This window comes from Agromyces mariniharenae, assembly GCF_008122505.1.
In the GTDB taxonomy this organism is placed as follows: Bacteria; Actinomycetota; Actinomycetes; order Actinomycetales; family Microbacteriaceae; genus Agromyces; species Agromyces mariniharenae.
In genome coordinates this window covers 425,548-443,454 of the sequence record NZ_VSSB01000002.1, presented here as the reverse complement: position 1 = coordinate 443,454, position 17,907 = coordinate 425,548, and the positions used below count along the sequence as shown (strand labels likewise).

Annotated in this window: 12 protein-coding genes; 2 read left to right on the top strand and 10 right to left on the bottom strand. The window is 71.3% G+C overall.

The genetic code is table 11. The features are described from left to right. Window positions 1-21: 21 nt before the first annotated feature. On the bottom strand, window positions 22-1,263 hold the full coding sequence (locus FYC51_RS15370; RefSeq protein ID WP_148734664.1) for a hypothetical protein: 1,242 nt from the start codon (window positions 1,261-1,263) through the stop codon (window positions 22-24). Next, window positions 1,260-2,003: a copper homeostasis protein CutC gene (locus tag FYC51_RS15365; protein ID WP_222863295.1), complete on the bottom strand. Its 744-nt coding sequence runs from the start codon at window positions 2,001-2,003 to the stop codon at window positions 1,260-1,262. Before FYC51_RS15365 ends, FYC51_RS15370 begins: the two co-directional genes overlap by 4 nt. Before the next feature lie 75 nt (window positions 2,004-2,078). Here FYC51_RS15365 and merB point away from each other — a divergent pair, with 75 nt between their 5' ends. After that, complete coding sequence (gene merB / locus FYC51_RS15360) at window positions 2,079-2,753, top strand: organomercurial lyase (protein WP_148734663.1); 675 nt, start codon at window positions 2,079-2,081, stop codon at window positions 2,751-2,753. 11 nt (window positions 2,754-2,764) lie between these two features. Here merB and FYC51_RS15355 read toward each other — a convergent pair whose 3' ends face one another. Beyond that, a complete protein-coding gene (locus tag FYC51_RS15355; RefSeq protein ID WP_148734662.1) occupies window positions 2,765-3,031 on the bottom strand; it encodes a hypothetical protein in 267 nt (88 codons plus the stop codon). A gap of 115 nt (window positions 3,032-3,146) precedes the next feature. On the opposite strand from FYC51_RS15355, the gene FYC51_RS15350 reads away from it, so the two are divergent. Then, window positions 3,147-7,364 (top strand): nSTAND1 domain-containing NTPase, encoded by a 4,218-nt coding sequence (locus FYC51_RS15350; protein WP_187432690.1) that lies wholly within the window; start codon window positions 3,147-3,149, stop codon window positions 7,362-7,364. An 86-nt stretch (window positions 7,365-7,450) separates the two neighbouring features. Here the strand turns inward: FYC51_RS15350 and FYC51_RS15345 are convergent, their stop codons facing one another. The 7 genes from FYC51_RS15345 to FYC51_RS15315 all read right to left on the bottom strand — a co-directional run bounded on the left by FYC51_RS15345 (window position 7,451) and on the right by FYC51_RS15315 (window position 17,664). Continuing rightward, window positions 7,451-7,843 (bottom strand): hypothetical protein, encoded by a 393-nt coding sequence (locus tag FYC51_RS15345; RefSeq protein WP_148734660.1) that lies wholly within the window; start codon window positions 7,841-7,843, stop codon window positions 7,451-7,453. A gap of 134 nt (window positions 7,844-7,977) precedes the next feature. Beyond that, complete coding sequence (locus FYC51_RS15340; protein ID WP_148734659.1) at window positions 7,978-9,837, bottom strand: 5'-nucleotidase C-terminal domain-containing protein; 1,860 nt, start codon at window positions 9,835-9,837, stop codon at window positions 7,978-7,980. Window positions 9,838-10,248: 411 nt separating this feature from the next. Further along, window positions 10,249-11,277, bottom strand: a complete 1,029-nt coding sequence (gene ilvC, locus FYC51_RS15335) for a ketol-acid reductoisomerase (RefSeq protein ID WP_148734658.1) — start codon at window positions 11,275-11,277, stop codon at window positions 10,249-10,251. A gap of 70 nt (window positions 11,278-11,347) precedes the next feature. Continuing rightward, entirely contained in the window at window positions 11,348-11,857 is a 510-nt protein-coding gene (gene ilvN, locus FYC51_RS15330; protein WP_148734657.1) for an acetolactate synthase small subunit, read from the bottom strand. Window positions 11,858-11,859: 2 nt separating this feature from the next. Then, complete coding sequence (locus FYC51_RS15325) at window positions 11,860-13,665, bottom strand: acetolactate synthase large subunit (protein ID WP_148734656.1); 1,806 nt, start codon at window positions 13,663-13,665, stop codon at window positions 11,860-11,862. Between the two features lie 47 nt (window positions 13,666-13,712). Beyond that, window positions 13,713-15,407: a dihydroxy-acid dehydratase gene (gene ilvD / locus FYC51_RS15320; protein WP_148734655.1), complete on the bottom strand. Its 1,695-nt coding sequence runs from the start codon at window positions 15,405-15,407 to the stop codon at window positions 13,713-13,715. Between the two features lie 10 nt (window positions 15,408-15,417). Next, window positions 15,418-17,664, bottom strand: coding sequence for a bifunctional alpha,alpha-trehalose-phosphate synthase (UDP-forming)/trehalose-phosphatase (locus FYC51_RS15315; RefSeq protein ID WP_187432689.1), 2,247 nt, complete (start codon window positions 17,662-17,664; stop codon window positions 15,418-15,420). Window positions 17,665-17,907 lie beyond the last annotated feature (243 nt).

Genomic DNA, 17,907 nt, shown 5'->3' with positions numbered 1-17,907 from the left:
CAACAGGCTCTAGCTGTCTACCTAGCCGTTCGGCAGGCACCGGCCTTCGATGCGCGGCTGCGCCACGCCGAACGCGAAGTCGACCTTCGCGAAGTCGACCGCCGACATCGCGGCGCCGCCGAGGATCGGCTCGCCGTGCAGCACCTCGGGCGTGCCGAGCCCGGCCGCCGACCAGGCGAGCACGATGCGGTCGGCCGCCGCGAGGTTCGCCTCGGTCACCGCGCGGTCCTGTTCGTCGGTCGTGACGTCGGTGATCTCCCCCATCGCGAACTCCGCATCGATGCGCAGCGCGGTGCGGCCGTCGCCGCAGTCGACCTCGCGCACGACGACGCCCGGCTCGTCGCGCCAGCGGGCCTCGGGGCCGGCCGCCTCGAGGGTGGCCGCGGCGAGCGCGGCGAACTGCGCCCGGCCCACATCGAGGGTGGGTGGCGGCACGTCGATCACGCTGGGATCGCGCGGGCGGTCGCTCGTCGGATCGAAGTCGGCCGGGTCGCCTGCCCAGACCGTCGGCGGGGGCGGCGGCCCGACCTCGATTGCCGCGAGCCGCGACTGGAGCGTCACGCCGACCATCACCGCGAGGACCGAGGCGACGAGCAGCGTGAACCCGGCCCAAGCCAGCGCCGCGGAGGTACGGCTCGGGAACGGTCCGAGCGAGACGAGGATCCCGCTGAGCAGGAGCACTCCCCCGAGCGCGAGGAAGGTGGGCACCGCGCCGCCGAGCCACTGCGCGGACGGAAGCAGGAAGAACGCGGAGATGCCGACCGTGAGTCCGGCGCCGACGAGCAGGCGCACGAGCACCGGTCGCCATTCGTCGAGCGGATGCCGCAGCGTGCGACGGTGCCCGTACATCGCCGCCGCGACCGCGGCCACGATCCAGGCGACCCAGAGCCAGGGCGGGACTCCCCAGGTGATCCCGGAGACGGCGAGCAGCACCGGGAACGAGGCGACCCCGGCCGCCGCCGGGACGACCACGCGCTCGACCGTCACCCTCCATCCGAGGGCTCGGCCGACGGCGAGGCCGGCTCCCCCGGCGATCCCTCCCGACGCTGCCGCCAGCGGCAGGAACGGCCACGGGAGCACGAACAGGAACAGCACGGGGAAAGCGAATGCGAGCACGGATCCGACCAGCGTCGCGATCGAGCCCGCGAGGATGGCAGTGCCGGCGAGCTGCGCCGCCGCGCGCAGGATGCGATGCTCGGGCGCCTCCTCCGGCCGCTTCGCCCCGGCATCCTCGACGGACGGCGGCTGATCGGTCGCCGTCATCGCGCCGTCGCAGCGGCAGCGTCGACCGCCGCGCGGACGATCGCGGCATCCGTCGTGTCGTAGCCGACCTCGCCACCGCCCGGGCCGCTCGGGCCGCCCCGATCCACGCGGCTGCGTGCCGACAGGTGCACGGCGTCGACCCCCGCCTCGGCGAGCGCCACGATGTCGTCGACGACGACGCCGCCGCCGGCCATGAGCTCCACGGCTCCTCCGAGCTCCGCCGCCATGCGCGCGAGGGTCCCTCGTCCGGCACGGCAGTCGGCCGCGCCACCCGACGTGAGCACGCGGCGCACCGGCAGCCCCGCGAGCGAGGTCACCGCGGAAAGCGGGTCGGCCGCGGCATCCACCGCCCGGTGCACCGTGACGTCGATGCCCTCGGCCGCGTCGACGAACCGGCGCAGCAGGTCGAGATCCAACTCGCCGGCGTCCGTCAACGCGCCCACGACGACGCCGTCGGCTCCGAGCGAACGCATGGATCGGATGTCGCGGATGGTCACGTCGACCTCGTCGGCGTCGTACACGAACCCTCCGCCGCGGGGGCGGACCAGCACATGCACGTATCCGAGAGCGGATGCCGCACGCGCCATCTCGACCGCGGACTCGACGAGCCCCGTCGACGGCGTGAGCCCGCCGAGGCCGAGCGCCTGGCACAGCTCGACGCGCGCGGCGCCCTCGCGAAGTGCGATGCGGACCCCCGCGGCATCCTGGACGGCGATCTCGACGGGGAGGATTCGTGGCACCTCGTCACCCTATCGAGCGACGGCCCGCCGCGGCCTGCACTGGCCCGTGCCGCCGATGGGGAGCACACTCGTGTCATGACCGACCGCAACGAGACCGTGCGCCTGGCGATCTACTCGAGCCTCGCCGGCACCGGCCGACTGCCGACGGAGGCCGAGCTCGTCGAGGAGACCGGGTTCACCGCAGCCGAGCTCGCCGAGGCGATGGAGGAGCTCGCGGCATCCCGCCACTTGGTGTTCGACGACGACCACCAGATCGTGCTCGCCCACCCGTTCGCGACCCGCAACTTCGCGTTCTCGGTCATGGGCGACCACACCCTGTGGTGGGGCGGGTGCGCCTGGGACGGGTTCGCGATCCCGAACCTCGTGCCCGGCGAGCCGTCGGCGCTCGTCGCGACGACCTGCCCGGCGTGCGGTACCGCGCACTCGTGGACGGTGACGCGCGAGGGCCCGCCCGAGGGGACGCAGATCGCTCATTTCCTCACGCCGATGGCGCACGTGTGGGACGACGTCATCCACACGTGCGAGCACCAGCGGATCTTCTGCGACGAGGCGTGCCTGGATCGGTGGCTCGCCGAGACCGGCAACGAGCGCGGCGCGGTGTTCGACCTCGCGACGCTGTGGCGGCTCGCATCGGGCTGGTACGCCGGCCGGCTCGACACGCCCTACCAGCGCCGCGAGCCGAAGGAGGCCCACGCGTACTTCGCGAGCGTCGGGCTCGTCGGGCCGTTCTGGGGGAACGCGCCCGCCTGAACGCGCTCGACTCAGCGCCCGTGCACGCGGGTGATGACCCGACCCCGCGATGCCACCGCCTCGTCGGCCAGGCGTGCGCGGACGAGCAGCTCGATCACGTAGCGGTCGGCTGCCTGGTGCACGAGCGCGTCGTGCATCGCCGCGTCGACGTGCGGTGGGAGCAGAAGGGCGCGCGACCCTGCGGTCGGTGAGGGCGCCGCGCATCCCGCGAGGCACGTGGCGAATGCGACCACGGATGCCGCGACGACGAGTCGGAGCGAAGCGGTTGCGGTGTTCATGCCTCCCACGCTCCACCGACGGGGTATGCGACCGACCCCGGATCGGTATGCAACCGGTATGCACGGTATGCGTTCGTCGTTGACGGGCGCCGTCGGACGGCGAACAATGCGGAGCATGGGCGTGGGAGTCTTCGGCCCCCTCACCGTCGAGGGGGTCTCGCTCAGTCCGCGGGAGCGGACCGTGCTGTCGGCACTGGTGCTTCGGGCCGGTCGACAGGTGACGACGGATGAGCTCGCCGAGGCGCTCTGGGGCGACGAGCTCCCTGGCACGTGGCCGAAGCAGCTGCAGGCGTCGGTCGGCCGCGTGCGCAACGCGATCGGGCATCACGCGATCGAGACCGCACCAGGTGCGTACGTGCTGCGGATCGACCCCGAGAGCGTCGACGTCGAGCGTTTCGAGCGCCTCGCGGCATCCGCGCGGGAGCACCTCGACGACGACCCCGCGCGTGCCGTCGACGCCGCCGATCGGGCCCTCGCGCTCTGGCGCGGAGCCCCCTATTCCGACCTCGCATCGTGGCCCCCGGCGATCGTCGAATCGGAGCGGCTCGACGAGGTGCGGATGGAGCTCGAGGAGGTGCGTCTCGACGGCCGGCTCCGCACGGGCGCGCATGCGGCCGCTATCGGCGACGGCGAGCAGCTCGTGCGGGAGGCGCCGCTCAGGGAGCGCCGCTGGGTGCTCCTCGCCACCGCCCTCTATCGGAGCGGTCGCCAGGCAGACGCGCTCGCTGCCATCCGGACGGCCCGGGAGCGACTGGCGGACGAGCTCGGCGCCGAGCCAGGCGCCGAACTGACCCAGCTCGAGCTCGGGATCCTCCGTCACGACGACGCGCTCGACCTCGAGACGGCCCCGTCGGCGCCGAGTGCAGCGTGTCCGTACCGCGGCCTGCAGCCGTTCGGCGTCGACGACGAGGACGAGTTCTTCGGTCGCGAGGCCGACATCGCCGCGGCCCTCGCCCGTCTCGCACGCTCGAGCTTCCTCGCCGTGTCGGGCGCCTCGGGCAGCGGCAAGTCGTCGCTCGTCCGGGCCGGCATCGTGCCCGCCCTGCAACGACGCGGCGACCGGGTCGCGATCCTCACGCCCGAGCGCGACCTCGACATCCGCATTCGCGACGCCGCCATGGGCGCGCGTCGCGCTGATGTCGTCGTCATCGACCAGTTCGAGGAGGTCTTCCACGCCGGTGAGGCCGACGTGGACGCCGCCGCGCGAGCCATCTTCGACGCCGTCGTGATCGAGACGACGGTCATCCTCGTCGTGCGTTCGGACTTCCTCGACGACTGCGCTGCGCACCCCGACCTCGCGCCGCTCGTCGCGGAGCGCGTGCACCTGCTCGGGCCGATGACGCCCGATGCCCTCCGCGCAGCCATCGAACAGCCGGCGAGACGGGCCGGACTCCGGCTCGAACCCGGCCTGGTCGAGGTCATCCTGCGGGATGCCGCGGGCGAGACCGGCGCGCTTCCCCACCTCTCGCATGCCCTCGTCGAGACCTGGCTCCGGCGGGAGGGCGCGACGATGACGGTCGCCGGATACGAGGCATCCGGTGGCATCTCGGGCGCGATCGCCCAGTCCGCCGACCGCCTCTACCAGTCGATGAGCGCCGACCAGCGGGCGGTGTGCCGCTCCCTCCTGCTCCGGCTCATGGCCCTCGCCCCCGACGGCAGCCCGGTGCGTCGCCGGGTGTCGTCGAAGCCGCTGCGAACGGATGCCGCGCGCGACGAGGTGCTGACGATGCTCGCCCGCTCGCGGCTCGTGAGCACCGAGGCCGAATCGGTCGAGGTGGCCCACGAGTCGCTCGCGACCGCGTGGCCACGGCTGCAGTCCTGGCTCGAGGAGGACGCCGAGAGCACGCGCATGCTCACGGCCGTCGCCGCCGCGGCCGAGGCGTGGAACGCCGCCGACCGCCCCGACGACGACCTCTACCGGGGCGTGCGACTGCAGGCCGCGCTCGAGTGGCGCGACGCCTCGCCGGCGGACCTGACCGACGTCGAGTCGGCCTTCCTCGACGCCTCGGCCGCCCGCGCGACGGCCGAGCAGGAGCAGCTCGCCGAGCGCGCAGTCCGGGACCGCCGCCAGAACCGGCGTCTGCGCGTGCTGCTCGGCGTCGCCGCGGGTCTCATCGTCCTGCTCGTCGGCGCCGGATCGGTCGCCGTCGGCTCGTCGCAGGAGGCGAGCGCGCAGCGCGACAGCGCCGCGATCGAGGCCCTCGTCGGCACGGCGCTCGCGCTGCGATCGTCGGAGCGCGACGTGTCCGCGCTGCTCGCCGCGGAGGCCTACCGGCGCTGGCCCGACGATCCGCGCACGCGCTCCGGACTCATGGGCGTGCTGCAGGGCGCCGGCGGGTTCCTCGGGAACACGATCCTGGCCGACGACGGGAACACGTACGGGAGCGTGGTCCCGGGCACCGGCCAGGTCGTGGTGGTGAACACCGCTGGCGAGGCCGCCGTCCGCGACGCCGAGACGGGCGACGTGGTCCGCGAGCTCGACCTGGGGTACGTGCCCGGCCCGCCGAAACCGGCACCACTCGTCGAGGTGAGTGCCGACGGACGCGTGGCCGCCGTCATCTGGTCGGTACGCACCCAGCTGGCCGGGCCCGCCCCCTACGGCACTTCGACGCAGTCGGAGGTCGTGGCATTCGACCTCGAAGCCGGACGGCGCATCTTCGGACCGGAGCTCATTCCCGTCGGGGCGGGCGCGCTCGCGGTCGATGCCGACGGTTCGATCATCGCGATCGCGGACTCGCGTCACGGGGCTGTCACGCTCCTGGCAACCGCGGACGGGAGCATGTCCACGGTCGGCGGTGAGACGACCGTCGACCTCGACCGCGAGACGTTCGCTGCAGCGATCGTGTTCGACGACCGGAACCGGCTGCTCGTCGGGCGTCTCGATGACCGAGTGGACGTGATCGACGCGAGCTCGGCGAGCATCACCGGCAGCCTGATCATGCCCGAGAGCTCGGCGCACGTCGCCATGGCCGTCGCGCCCTCGGGGCTCGTCGTGGCTTCCGGCGACCGGCACCTGGTCGCCTTCGACCCCGATGATGGCCAAGTGCGATGGTCCACCGACATCGCCCGGCCATACCTTGCCCCGTGCAACTGGCTCGCCGTGGCGGAGGAGTTGCAGCGCGCATACTGCGGCAGCCGATTCGGGCTGATCAGCGCGTACTCGCTGGTCGATGGCGCACCGCTGCCAGCGGAGGAGCTCGGCCCACTGTACGGCGAGGTCGGGCCGATGGACGTCGTCGGTGACGCGACCCTGCTCGCGATCAGCGGCAGCCACCCGCTGGTCTCGCACTGGCAGCTCGATGGCGAGGGCCTCGGGCACCGCATGCTCGCGCCGGGGCAGATGGTGGTCGGTCCGTACTCCACGGACGGCAGCGCGCTGGTCGTCGCCCCGCAGGCCGTCGTCACCAGCACCGCGTTCGAGGGCGCCGTCGTGCAGGACACGGCGACGGGCGAGGTCGAGTATCGATTCACGGGTCCCGTCACCGACGTCGTATGGGCCGATGGGCGCCTCATCGCGGAGAGTGCTGACACCGGGCAGTTCCGATTCCTCGACACCGAGTCCTGGGACCAGGTCGGCGAGTCGAAGTGGAACGTGGCGCGGTTCTTCCCGAGCGGCGACGGCGAGCTGCTCCAGGCGATACGCACGGACGGACGGATCCAGGCCTTCGATCCGGAGACAGCCGAGGCCGCCGACGACTCCTGGCCGGTGGATGGCTGGGCCCGGTGGCTCTCGGCCTCGCCAGACGGCGAACGCATCGCCGTCAGCTACCAGGAGAACACGTACTCACGGTCGCCGACCGAGGGACTCACGAGCGAGCAGCTCCGGCTCCGCCTGTCGATCGTGGACAGCGGGGAGGATCGAGTCCTGTACGACGAGGCGACATCGTTCGACGAGCACGTGCTGCTCGAAGACGGCGACCTGATCGCCCTCGAGAACAACCGCATCGGACGCTACGAGACGGAGCCGATCGCGAGGGTGGGGACCATCGCCGGTGCCGCGGGAGGACTCCAGGCGCCGTCGCTGAGCCGCGACGCACGGATGCTGCTCGTCATGGCGGCCGATGGCACGGCGCTGCTCTACGACACACCCTCGGGCACCCGGATCGGCGACCCCCTCCGCACCGACGGGCGTACGGTCGGCGTGGCCGTGCTCCGCCCTGACGGCCGCGAGATGGCCGTGTCGATGCCTGGCGGCGTCATGCTCTGGGACCTCGACCCCGAGCACCAGTTCGGGTTCGCCTGCCAGCTCGCCGGCCGGGACCTCACCGAGGACGAGTGGAGCACGTACCTCGGGGACCTGGGCGATCCGCAGAGCACCTGCGGGTTCGACTGATCACGCGCGCATGCGAAGGCGGGGCCGGCCTGAGCCGACCCCGCCGGGGTGTTGGTGGTGGTCGCGATCGCCGCGACCGGGGTGGGTCAACGACCGTCGAGGGGGCTCAGGTCGTCGTGGACGGGCGCAGCGGCGGTCGTCTCGACGACCTCGTCCTCCGCCATGTGGGCACGGACCTCGAGCTCGTTCACGTAGCGGAGCGCGGACTCGCGCACGAGCTCGCTGTGCATTGCAACCGTCTTCGTGGCGGTCCCCTGCGCCATGTGCGCACGGACCTCGAGCTCGTTCACGTAGCGGAGCGCAGACTCGCGCACGAGCTCGCGATGCATGGCGGGCGTGGTGATGGGCCGGACGATCTGGCCGGCGCGGGAGTCGGCCTCGGCGGCGCTCGCGGCGCTGGCGGATCCGACGACGGTCACCGCGAGAGCGGCGGCGGCCGCGGCGGCGGTGAGGCGGGTGAATGCGGTGGTGGTGTTCATGCCTCCACCATCGGATGCCGCGGTATGCGGCCGTCTCCCGGGAGGTATGCGCGAGGTATGCACCCATTCGACGGTATGCGGACGGCGGAGCCGGCCGAAGCCGACCCCGCCGTCGGCGGTCCCCGTCGGAAGGGTCAGAACACGGGTGTTCCGTTCCGCACGAGCTGCCAGTTCTCGACGTGGAAGTCCGCCGGATCGATCGCGCCCGCCGCCGACGCGTACGAGACGATGGCCTCGCGGATCGCGACCTGGGCGTTGTAGACGACCGGCGCACCCTGGATGTGCGGGAACCCGCCGCCGCCCGACTGCCGGTAATTGTTGACGGCGACGAGGAACTGCTGGTCGGCCGCGACCGGAGCGCCCTCGAACGAGAGGCCGACGATGCGCGAGCCGACCGGCTGCGAGATGTCCACGCCGTACTCGACGCCCGAGAACTGGTCGTAGTTGTAATCGGGCGTGTTCCCCGCATTCGTCCACGTCGCCGGTGCGACCGGGGCATCGGGCGCCACCACGGCGAAGTACTTCGCCGAGTACTCGAGGTAGTCCTTGATCTCGGCGCCGGTGAGGATCGAGGCGAGGAGGGTGTTGTCGTAGATGTACAACCCCGCGACGTCCTTGATGGTCACCTGTCCGGCCGGGAAGGTCGCCGCACGGTTGAAGGGCGCCGCGATCGACACGATCGGAAGCGCCGCCTCGGGCGTGCCCGCCACGGCGGCCGCGACGGTCGCCGTCTGCACGGCATTGACGTAGTCGAGGATCGCCGTGTCCTTCCAGCACGCCTCCGCCGCCGACATCGCCTCGGTCGACACCGCCACGGGCGTGTTGACGTAGCTCACCACGGCGTCGTGCTGGGCGCGCACCACGGCGACGAGAGCCGGATCGTCGACGACGGCGTTCGTGTTCACCGTGGTCGACGAACCCGACGTGACCGACCACTTGCCCTTCGCGTACTCGACGGTCAGGTCGAAGACGCTGAGGCGCTGGCCCCAGTTCTTCGGCTCGCTGAGCACCACGTCGCGGCCGGTCGCGAGGTTCTTCACGATCCGCTGCGGCACGTCGACGTGCGCGTGGCCGAACAGGATCGCGTCGATGCCGGGCACCTGCTCGGCCACGAGCGCGGCCGCGTTCTCGACCGGGAGGTCGCCGGTGTACGACGAGCGGCCGTTGTCGCCCGAGTGGGCGCTCACGACCACGACGTGGGCGCCGGCGCGGCGCATGACGGGCACCCAACGCGCTGCGGTCTCGACGAGGTCCTGCACCTCGATCCTTCCGCTGACGTTGGCCTTGTCCCAGATCACGACGCCTGGGTTGGTGAGGCCGAGCACGCCGACGCGGATCGGCGGGCGACCCGGCACCTTCATCGTCTTGATCACGTACGGGGTGTAGGCGGGCACCTTCGTGCCGGCGTGCACGGCGTTCGCGGCGAGCACGTCGGCGTCCATCTGGTCGATCCAGTAGTCGAGGAAGTCGAGGCCGTAGTTGAACTCGTGGTTGCCGAGCGCGACGGCGTCGTAGCCGATCGCGTTCATCTGCGCCGCGATCGGGTGCACGGCACCCGATTCGGTCACCGGGTCGACCAGCGCGTAGTAGAACCCCAGCGGCGATCCCTGGATGGTGTCGCCGGCGTCGAAGAGCAGCGTGTGCTCCCGCCCGCGCTCGGCACGGACGTGGTTCACGACGCTCGACACGCGAGCGAGGCCGATGGCGTTGCCGGCGCTGTCGCTGTAGGCGGCGTCCTTGTAGTAGTCCCAGTTCACGGCGTTGGCGTGCAGGTCGGACGTGCCCATGATCGTGATGGTCACGGAGTCATCGCCGGGCGCGGCCTGGGCGGCTCCCGGCCAGCCGGCGGCCGCCAGGACGCCGGCCGCGGAGGCGCCGACCAGCAGGTTGCGCCGGGAGAGGCCGGACGTCGTCGTCTCGACCTCGTCGTCGGGTGCGGCGCAGGAACACCAGCGTGGAGTGGGTTCAGGGTGGGTGTGTGGAGTTCGGGTCATGGGACCACATGCGATCACGCCGCGAACCCCCCTGACAAGGGGGTCGGGCCTGCTCATTCGCGCATGAGGTGAGGGTCCCTCGACACCGACGGCGGGGCCGGCCGAAGCCGACCCCGCCGTGCGGGTGAACTCAGTCGAGCCGGTCCGCTCGCGTCAGCGAGCGACCTCGCCGTCAGCGCCGGCCGAAGGGCGGCGCGGCATGAGCACCGTTGACGGAGAGGGCGGCAGGTCCGCTCGCGTCAGCGAGCGACCTCGCCGTCAGCGCCGGCCGAAGGGCGGCGCGGCATGAGCACCGTTGACGGAGAGGGCGGCAGGTCCGCTCGCGTCAGCGAGCGACCTCGCCGTCAGCGCCGGCCGAAGGGCGGCGCGGCATGAGCACCGTTGACGGAGAGGGCGGCAGGTCCGCTCGCGTCAGCGAGCGACCTCGCCGTCCACGTAGTCGTCCTCGTCGACCTGGGTCCACGAGAAGAGCTTGCGGAGCTCGCGACCGGTGGTCTCGATGGGGTGCCCCTCGCCCTTCGCGCGGAGCTCGAGGAACTCCTTGGCGCCGTTGTCCTGGTCGTCGATGAAGCGCTTGGCGAACGCACCCGACTGGATGTCGGCGAGCACCGCCTGCATGTTCTCCTTGACGCGCGGGTCGATGACGCGCGGGCCCGAGACGTAGTCGCCGTACTCGGCCGTGTCGGAGACCGACCAGCGCTGCTTGGAGATGCCGCCCTCCCACATGAGGTCGACGATCAGCTTGAGCTCGTGGAGCACCTCGAAGTAGGCGATCTCGGGCTGGTAGCCGGCCTCGGTGAGGGTCTCGAACCCGTACTGCACGAGCTGCGACACGCCGCCGCAGAGCACGGACTGCTCGCCGAACAGGTCGGTCTCGGTCTCCTCGGTGAAGGTCGTCTTGATGACGCCGGCGCGGGTGCCGCCGATGGCCTTGGCGTACGACTTCGCGAGGTCCCACGCGGTGCCCGAGGCATCCTGCTCGACCGCGATGATGTCGGGGATGCCGCGACCGGCGACGAACTCGCGACGCACCGTGTGACCCGGCGCCTTCGGCGCCACGAGGATCACGTCGACGCCCTCGGGCGCCTGGATGTAGCCGAAGCGCACGTTGAAGCCGTGGCCGAAGACGAGGGTGTCGCCCGCGGCGAGCTGGTCCTTCACCGACTCGGCGTAGATGTGGCGCTGGAACTGGTCGGGAGCGAGGATGACGACGACGTCGGCCCAGGCCGCGGCATCCGCGACGCTCTTCACCTCGAAGCCCGCCTCCTCGGCCTTGGGCTTCGACTTCGAGTCGTCCTTGAGGCCGATGACGACCTGGACGCCCGAGTCGCGGAGGTTCTGCGCGTGCGCGTGGCCCTGCGAGCCGTAGCCGATGACGGCGACCTTCTTCGCCTGGATGAGCGAGAGGTCGGCGTCCTTGTCGTAGTAGATCTCAGCCATGCTGTTCATTTCTCCTTGTGATGGGTTCAGGTGGCGGATGCCGCGGCGCCTCGCCGCGGCATCCGTCGTGTCAGTTCTTGAAGACGCGCTCGGTGATGGACTTGCCGCCGCGGCCGATCGCGAGGAGGCCCGACTGGGCGATCTCCTTGATGCCGTAGGGCTCGAGCACCTTGAGGAACGCGGTGGTCTTGCCGGAGTCGCCGGTGACCTCGATCACCAGTGCGTCGGTCGACACGTCGACGACGCGGGCGCGGAAGAGGTTCACCGCCTCGAGCACCTGCGAGCGGGTCGCGTTGTCGACGCGCACCTTGATGAGCAGGTGCTCGCGCTGCACCGACTGCGCCGGGTCGAGCTCCACGATCTTGATGACGTTGATGAGCTTGTTCAGCTGCTTGGTCACCTGCTCGAGGGGCAGCTCCTCGACGTCGACCACGACCGTGATGCGGGAGAGCCCGTCGATCTCGGAGTGGCCCACCGCGAGGGACTCGATGTTGAAGCCGCGTCGCGCGAAGAGCCCCGCGACGCGGGTCAGCAGGCCGGGCTTGTCCTCGACGAGGAGGGAGAGCACGTGGGTCGACATGATCAGTCCTCCTCCTCGCTGAACGCCGGCGAGTGGTCGCGGGCGTACTGCACGTAGCTGTTCGACACGCCCTGCGGCACCATCGGCCACACCATGGCGTCGGCCGAGACGACGAAGTCGATGACGACGGGGCGGTCGTTCGTCTCGAGCGCGAGCTTGATGGCCGCGTCCACCTCCTCCTCCTTCGTGACCCGGATGCCGAGCGCGCCGTAGGCCTCGGCGAGCGTCACGAAGTCGGGCACGCGCACGGTGTCGTGGCCCGTGTTCAGGTCGGTGTTCGAGTAGCGGCCGTCGTAGAACAGCGTCTGCCACTGGCGCACCATGCCGAGCGAGGAGTTGTTGATGACCGCGACCTTGATCGGGATGTCGTTCAGGGTGCAGGTCGCGAGCTCCTGGTTCGTCATCTGGAAGCAGCCGTCGCCGTCGATCGCCCACACGACCCGGTCGGGCTGGGCGACCTTGGCGCCCATGGCAGCGGGGACCGCGTAGCCCATGGTGCCGGCGCCGCCCGAGTTCAGCCACGAGTTCGGACGCTCGTACTTGATGAACTGCGCCGCCCACATCTGATGCTGGCCCACGCCGGCGGCGTAGACGCCCTCGGGGCCGGTGAGCTCGCCGATGCGCTGGATCACGAACTGCGGCGAGAGCAGGCCGTCGGAGGTCGGGACGTAGCCGAGCGGGAACTCCGAGCGGAGCCCGTTGAGCGTGGCCCACCACTCGTCGAGGTCGGGCTCGCTCGCCGCGGTGGCGTCGCGGTAGGCGGCGGTGAGGTCGACGAGGACCTCCTTGAGGTCGCCCACGATCGGCACGTCGGCCGTGCGGATCTTCGAGATCTCGGCGGGGTCGATGTCGACGTGCACGATCTTGGCGTTGGGGGCGAAGAGCGCCGCCTTGCCGGTCACCCGATCGTCGAAGCGAGCACCGAGCGCGACGAGCAGGTCGGCCTCCTGCAGGGCGAGCACGGCCGGAACGGTGCCGTGCATGCCGGGCATGCCGAGGTGCTGGTCGTGCGAGTCGGGGAACGCGCCGCGCGCCATGAGCGTCGTCACGACGGGTGCCTTGGTGGTCTCGGCGAGCTCGAGTAGCTCGGCCGACGCCTCCGAGCGGATGACGCCGCCGCCCACGTAGAGCACGGGGCGCTTCGACTCGGCGAGGAGCTGCGCCGCCGCGGCGACCTGCTTGCCGTGCGCCTTGGTGATCGGGCGGTAGCCGGGCAGCTCGACCTTCGGCGGCCAGCGGAAGGGCGCGAGCTGCTGCTGCGCGTCCTTCGTGATGTCGACGAGCACGGGACCGGGGCGTCCGGTCGTCGCGATGTGGTACGCCGCCGCGATGGTCGCGGGGATGTCCTCGGCGCGCTTCACGAGGAAGGAGTGCTTGGTGACGGGCATCGTGATGCCGACGATGTCGGCCTCCTGGAAGGCATCCGTGCCCATGAGGTTCGAGAACACCTGGCCGGTGATCGCGAGCAGCGGCACGGAGTCCATGTGCGCGTCGGCGATGGCGGTGACGAGGTTCGTCGCGCCGGGGCCCGACGTCGCGATCGCGACGCCGATCCTGCCCGACGACGAGGCGTAGCCCTCGGCCGCGTGGCCGGCGCCCTGCTCGTGCCGGACGAGGATGTGGCGGAGCTTGCGGCTGTCGAGCAGCGGGTCGTAGACGGGGAGGATCGCACCGCCCGGCAGCCCGAAGACGTCGGTGATGCCGAGCATCTCGAGCGAGCGGACGACCGCCTCGGCGCCGGTGATCTCCACTGGCGCGCCGGGCGGCACGGGGGCGGGCGAAGGCACGGGGGTCGATTCCGTGGTCATTCGATTCCTGTTCTGGTGGACGGTGGAAATGCGGGGAGGCGCAGCACTCAGCCTGTCGTGGCGCCTTCGGCGGCGGAGCGCACGAGCTTCGAGTACTTCGCGAGGACGCCACGGGTATAGCGCGGAGGAAGCGGAGCCCAGCCTTCACGGCGGGCAGCCAGCTCGGCATCGTCGACCAGTAGGTCGATGGAACGAGCTGCGATATCGACCCGTATCAGATCACCATCGCGCACGAAGGCGATGGGACCTGCGTCCACCGCTTCGGGTGCTATGTGGCCGATGCACAGGCCGGTTGTGCCGCCGGAGAATCGACCGTCCGTCAAGAGTAGTACATCTTTTCCGAGCCCAGCGCCCTTGATGGCGGCCGTGATGGCGAGCATCTCGCGCATGCCCGGCCCGCCCTTGGGGCCCTCGTAGCGGATGACGACGACGTCGCCGTGCTTGATCTCGCCGGCGGTCAGCGCGTCCATCGCCGCGCGCTCCCGCTCGAACACCCGCGCGGGGCCCTCGAACGTCGCGGCGTCGAAGCCCGCGGTCTTCACCACGGCGCCCTCAGGCGCGAGCGAGCCGTGCAGGATCGTGAGCCCGCCGGTCTCGTGGATCGGGTTGTCGAGCGTGCGCAGCACCTCGCCGTCGAGCGGCGGGATGTCCATCTCGGCGAGGTTCTCCGCGAGCGTCTTGCCGGTGACCGTGAGGGCGTCGCCGTGCATGAGGCCGGCGTCGAGCAGCGCCTTCATGAGCACGGGCAGGCCGCCGCGGCGGTCGACGTCGTTCATGACGAAGCGGCCGAACGGCTTGAGGTCGCCGATGTGCGGCACCTTCGAGCCGATGCGGTTGAAGTCGTCGAGGGTGAGCTCGACATCGGCCTCGCGCGCGATCGCGAGCAGGTGCAGCACGATGTTCGTGGAGCCGCCGAGGGCCATGCCGACCGCGATGGCGTTCTCGAACGCCTGCTTGGTGAGGATCTGGCGAGCCGTGATGCCGTGGTTCAGGAGGTTCACCACGGCCTCGCCCGAACGGTGGGCGTAGTAGTCGCGACGGCGGTCGGCGGCTGCCGGTGACGCCGAACCCGGGAGCGAGAGGCCGAGCGCCTCCGCGACCGACGCCATGGTGTTGGCGGTGTACATGCCGCCGCAGGCGCCCTCGCCGGGCGCGAACGCGCACTCGATGCGCTTCGCGTCGGCTTCGCTCATCGTGCCCGCCCGCACGGCGCCGACGGCCTCGAACGAGTCGATGATCGTGATGTCCTTCTCGGTGCCGTCGGACAGGCGCACCCAGCCCGGGGCGATCGAGCCGGCGTAGAGGAAGACGGAGGCGAGGTCGAGTCGCGCGGCCGCCATGAGCATGCCGGGGATCGACTTGTCGCAGCCCGCGAGGAGCACCGAGCCGTCGAGCCGCTCGGCCTGCATCACGACCTCGACCGAGTCGGCGATGACCTCGCGCGAGACGAGCGAGAAGTGCATCCCCTCGTGGCCCATCGAGATGCCGTCGGACACCGAGACGGTGCCGAACTGCAGCGGGTACCCGCCGCCGCCGTGCACGCCCTCCTTCGCCGCCTGCGCGAGCCGCGCGAGCGACAGGTTGCAGGGGGTGATCTCGTTCCACGAGCTCGCGATGCCGATCTGCGGCTTGTCCCAGTCCGCATCGCCCATGCCGACGGCGCGCAGCATCCCGCGGCTGGTCATGGCTTCGATGCCGTCGGTGACGGTGCGACTACGCGGCTTGGGGTCGAACTGCGACATGCATTCGAGTCTATGGCCAGCGCGCGTCGCCCTGGCGCGCCGCGTCACGCGCATCGGCGAGCTGCTCGAGCAGCTCCGCGACGTCTTCGGGACTGCGCACGCGGTAGGTCGCGATCGACTTGCCCTGGCCGACCTTCACGCCCACGTCGCCGGCGTCGAGCGTCGCGAACGCGTCCTCGTCGGTGACGTCGTCGCCCACGTAGATGACGGCCGTCGCGCCGACGTGCTGGCGCAGCCTGGTGAGGGACTCCCCCTTGTCGCTGGCCCGCACGGCGAACTCCAGCACGGCCTTGCCGGTGCGCACCGTGATGCCGAGGAGCTCCGCGGCGACCTGGTCGCGGGCGTCCTGCTGGAGCGCGCTGCCCTCAGGTCCCTTCAGGCGCCGGGTGTGCAGCGCGAGCCCGGCCGGCTTGCGCTCGATGAAGGCGCCCGGGGTGCTGTCGGCGACGCCCTCGACGATCTCGGTCAGCCGGTCGAGCTTCTCGAGCTCGGTGTCGCGCAGGTCGATCTGGATCGGACCGGTGTCGAGCTTCAGCTCGACGCCGTGCGAGCCGCTGAGGAGCGTGCCCGTGGGCGGGCTCGCGACCTCGCCGAGGCTGTCGAGCGCCCGGCCCGACACGATCGCGACGCGGGTGTCATCGACACCCGCAAGGCGCTCGATCGCCGCACGGGCGCGCTCGGTGGCCCGGGCGTCCTCCGGGCGTTCGACGATCGGCGCAAGCGTGCCGTCGAAGTCGAGCGCGACGAGGAGGCGCTCGGTGGCGGCGAGCCGGGTGATCGCGGCCATGAGCGGGTCGGGCACGCCGGGTGCGATGATCCCGGCGCCGGTGAGTGTCTCGAGGAAGCTGCGCGACCAGTTCGCCACGTCGTTGTCGCGGACGCGCTTGCGCAGGGCGCGCATGCGGCGGGCGCGCTCGCGCCGCGGCATCCGGATCGCCTCGACCATGGCGTCCTTCAGGCCCTCGATGTCGTGCGGGTTCACGAGCACGGCCTGCCGCAGCTCGTCGGATGCCCCGGTGAACTCGCTGAGCAGCAGCACCCCGTCCTCGTCGAAGCGGCAGGCGACGTACTCCTTGGCGACGAGGTTCATGCCGTCGCGGAGGGCGGTCACGAGCATGACGTCGGCGGCGAGGTAGAGCGCCACCATCTCCTCGCGCGGGTAGCCGTGGTGCAGGTAGGCGATCGCCTGGTGGCCGAGCGTCGAGTAGTCGCCGTTGAGGCGTCCGACGGCGAGCTCGATCTCGTCGCGCAGCTGCCGGTAGGTCTCGACGCGCTCGCGCGAGGGGCTCGCGACCTGCACGAGCGTGGCGTCCTCGACCTCCAGCCGGCCGTCGCGCAGGAGTTCGCCGAACGCCTTCATGCGGTGCCGGATGCCCTTGGTGTAGTCGAGCCGGTCGACGCCCAGCATGATCGTCTCGGGGTTGCCGAGGCTCTCGCGGATCTCGCGGGAGCGTGCCTGCACCTCGGGCCGGCGGGCGATCTCCTCGAACCCGGCCGCGTCGATCGAGATCGGGAAGTGCCGCGCGACCACCCGCCGGCTCCCGCCGTCGGCGTCGGGCACGTCGATGACGGTGCCACGGGTGGAGTAGCCGAAGAGGCGGCGCACGGCCCGCGAGAAGTTGCCGGCGTCGGCGGCCCGCTGGAAGCCGATGACGTCGGCGCCGAGCAGTCCGTCGAGCACCTGGCGGCGCCAGGGCAGCTGCGAGTAGATGCCGTAGGCCGGGAACGGGATGTGGTTGAAGAACCCGATCACCAGGTCGGGGCGGCTCTCGCGCAGCATCCGCGGCACGAGCTGCAACTGGTAGTCCTGCACCCAGACGACCGCGCCGTCGGATGCCGCGCGTGCCGCGGCCTCGGCGAACCGCCGGTTGACCCGCACGTACGCCTCCCACCACTCGCGGTGGAACGACGGCGGCGCGATCACGTCGTGGTAGAGCGGCCACAGCGTGTCGTTGGAGAAGCCCTCGTAGTACTCCTCGAGCTCGCGCGACGACAGGGGCACGGGGATGATCGAGATGCCGTCGTGCTCGAACGGGTCGAGCTCGCGGTCGGCCACGCCGGTCCAGCCGATCCATGCGCCGTCGGCGGCCCGCATCACCGGTTCGAGGGCGGTCACGAGACCGCCGGGCGAGCTCTTCCAGCGGATCTGCCCGTCGGGCCCCTCCTCGTAGTCGACGGGGAGCCGGTTCGACACGACGATCATGTCGTAGACGTGGTCGACGTAGAGGTCGTCGCGTGTCGGTTCAGGGGCGTGCATGTCGGCGGATGTCCCTCCTCGGCGCTCCGTTCAGGCTAACAGCCGCCCTCGGCGCCCTCCCCGCCGCCGGGTCGCGGGACGAGACTGCGTGCCCTGATCCTGTCGGTGCATGCGCCCGTGCTGCTGCTCACGCACTTCGTGTGGGGCCGCGACCCCGGCGTGAAGCTCACCCGCACGGCCGAGCTCGCCACGGCCCTCGGCGCCCGCACGGTCGTCGTGCATCCGCCGTTCCGCTGGCAGGCG